General features: G+C 62.8%; 1 protein-coding gene and 1 pseudogene. One reads left to right on the top strand and one right to left on the bottom strand.

Annotated elements, in window-relative coordinates; genetic code table 11:
• Window positions 1-1,044 (bottom strand): MFS transporter (locus MOV75_RS32930; RefSeq protein WP_247007412.1); only part of this gene is annotated, 1,044 nt, incomplete at its 3' end.
• A 1,129-nt stretch (window positions 1,045-2,173) separates the two neighbouring features.
• Between MOV75_RS32930 and MOV75_RS32925 the strand changes: the two are divergent.
• Window positions 2,174-2,952, top strand: a pseudogene (locus MOV75_RS32925) (hypothetical protein); the annotation flags it as partial.

Raw genomic sequence — 2,952 nt, 5'->3', positions numbered from 1 at the left:
GATGCCGCCGAGCAAGCCGACCGCGTGGCGATCGGACAGGCGCCCGGCGATCGGCGCCATGATGCCGACCACCAGCGGCCAGGGCGTCATGAAGAAGCCGGTCTCGACCTGCGAGCGGCCGAGCACGTCCTCGAAATAGAACGGCAGCGAGACGAAGGCGAGGCCCTGCACCGCGAACGAGCACACGGCGGTCGCCGCCGACAGCGCGAACATCGGCCGGCTGAACAGGTCGATCGGCAGCATCGGCGCGGGATGGTCGGCATGGCGGCGCGTCAGGATGAAGCCGAGCGCGAGCGCCGAGACCAACTCGATTCCCACGACCACCGGCGACAGATTATGCGCGGCGCTGCCGATGCCGGTGATGAACAGGCCGAGGCAGGCCGACGCCAGGATCGCGCCGAGAAAGTCAAAACCGTGATCGGCGCGCGGCGTTCTCGGCAGCATCGCAAAGCCGATGCCGATCGCGACCAGGCCGAAGGGGATGTTGACGGCGAACAGCCACGGCCACGGGCCGAGCGCGAGGATGGCGGAGGCGATCGAGGGTCCGAAGGTGAAGGCGGTCGCGACCACCAGCGCGTTGTGGCCGAAGCCGCGGCCCTGCATTCTTCCGGGATAGACGAAGCGCACCAGCGCCGTGTTGACGCTCATGATGCCGCTGGCACCCAGGCCCTGCAGCGTGCGCGCGACCAGCAGGCTGTCCAGCGACCACGCCACCGCGCAGAACAGCGAGGCGATGGTGAACAGGATCAGGCCGCCGAGATAGATGCGCTGGTGCCCGACGATCTCGCCAAGCGCCCCGAGCGGCAGCAGCGTCGCCACCAGCGCGATCTGGTAGACGTTGACCACCCAGACCGACTGCTCCGGACTGACATGCAGATCGGCGGCAATGGCAGGCAGGGCGATGTTGGCGATCGCGGTATCGAGCGAGGCCATCGCCAACGCGGTGAAGATCGCGGCGATCGCCCAGCGCCGCTGCGCGGCCGGGAGGCCATCGGCGATAGGGTGGTCGGGCTCGCGCGCTGCGGCAGGTAACGTGATTGTCATTGCGTTGTTGTCATTGCCTCAGCGCGGTGCTTCGGCGGCGTGGCCGAAAGGGACTTTCGGCATGTACTACGCCCACGCCGTCTGCCACAGACACACGCGTGCATGCAGTGTATGCGCACCGCCCGGGCTGGAGGCTCCGACAAAAAGTGCGAAAACAACCCCATGCACAGTAGAGATGGGCTTGATCAATAAGGGGTTTTCAATCTGCAACGGGACAACGTCCGCCGTTGCGACGACGTTGACACGTCGGGGCAAAACACCCGCAAGAGGTTATGCTGACGACGACGCCCAGGAAGACGTGGACGCGCGCCTCTCACGAGCACGATTGGCCGCCTTTGAAGGAAAGGTGGATGCCAGGTGCGCTGTCGCCGACATTGCTGCCGGTGCCTCACCAGCTATGGCTCGCCTCCTGCACCGTATTGCCTTCGATTGAGCAGGCGAGCCCAGGCTGACGAAATCGGCGTTCAGCTACACCGTCAGGCGGGTATAGCAGCGTGAGCAGGCGGAAATCGCGCCCGGAGATCGGGTAGTCCCGAATGACGAATTGCGCGAGGTCGCGGCATGCGGCCTGGTAAGAAACCGGCGGAATAGGTGACTTGGAGACCAACGCTCGTGGTTAAAAACCGTCACTCGAATACAAGCCCCAACGCCAACCACGTCGCAAGAGACAGGCAGACGCCAATTCCCAAATAGGGCAATGCAAGGCGCATCGGTCACTCCTCTACTCCGAGACGCTGCGAAAACGCCGTCAGCTTCGCATGTTCGCCGAGCCCCGCCCATATTCCATACGATGTACGAGCTTTGGTTTAGCGCGGACGGCTACGGACCCGACTGCGCAATGAAGACGACGCCAACAGGAAGCAAAACGCGCCTGATTCGGCGACCGGCATACCGTATCAGGCTGATTTAATTTGACTTCACATTTAGTCTTAATTATATAATTATATAATTCATTAAATTATTTAATTTTGAGACAGATGTCTGCCAAGTCATTTCGATCTAAGGATTTTCTTCAATGCCGAGCTACGAAACAGGCGGAGCAATCGCGCCGCTCTAGCCGTTATCTGAAGAGGCGTGATCGATGCGCCGACCAATTGATACTGCGCCCAGGGACGGAGAAGACATCTGGGTGGAAGATGCGACCGGGGCTGTTGACGTCGCCCGCTGGTCGCCTCAAGCGGGCAAATGGGTCTCCAAAGACGGCGCTCCAATCAACGCCGAGCCGACCCATTGGTATCCCGTAACTGAGGACATTGACGCAGAGGGAGAACCGTTGGGCAAGCCGTTCGCAGCGGCTGTCATTCTGCTTCCCGCGATCCTGATTGGAGCGGCCTTTCTGGGTGTGTTCGACACTTTCGGCGCACGAACGATTCCGGAAATGACGCAAATCGGCGCCGAGAACGCCGGCAGCTTCGACCAACGGCTGGAAATAGGGGCGGGGTCGCAATCGCTCCTTCAGCGCGAAGCGAGCGGAGCCGTGACGCACGCGGTGCCGGCAGGCATGGTGCAGCCTGAGCCATGGCCCGATCGAGATGCTTTGCACAGTAATGTGCGCGGCAGTGAACTGGACGGGGCGCGCAGGGAACTTGAGGAGGCGGTCCAGCACGCGGACGCGGCAAAAATTGCGGCGGACGAGTTGCGGCAGTCGCTGCAACAGGAGCAAGCGCGCAGCGCTGCGCTTGCGAACGAAGTTGTCGAATTCCGCCGCGAGATCGATGCCCGTGACGCAGGATCGCGGAAGGCGGAGGATGTGGCCGCGCAGCAGAGAGAGGCGGCGCAGCGGGAAATCGCAGAACTCGAGCAGTCTCTGCAGCGCGAGCGGGAAAATAGCGCCGTCCGCGCGAGGCAGGTGAACGCCGCTCAGGCAGCTGCGGCGAGCGCGGAGCAGGAACGCCACGAGGCGCAGTC

This window comes from Bradyrhizobium sp. PRIMUS42 (genome assembly GCF_023006515.1).
Taxonomy (GTDB): domain Bacteria; phylum Pseudomonadota; class Alphaproteobacteria; order Rhizobiales; family Xanthobacteraceae; genus Bradyrhizobium.
Note: the sequence above shows the minus strand (reverse complement) of the source record. Positions and strands in the feature narration are given on the sequence as shown.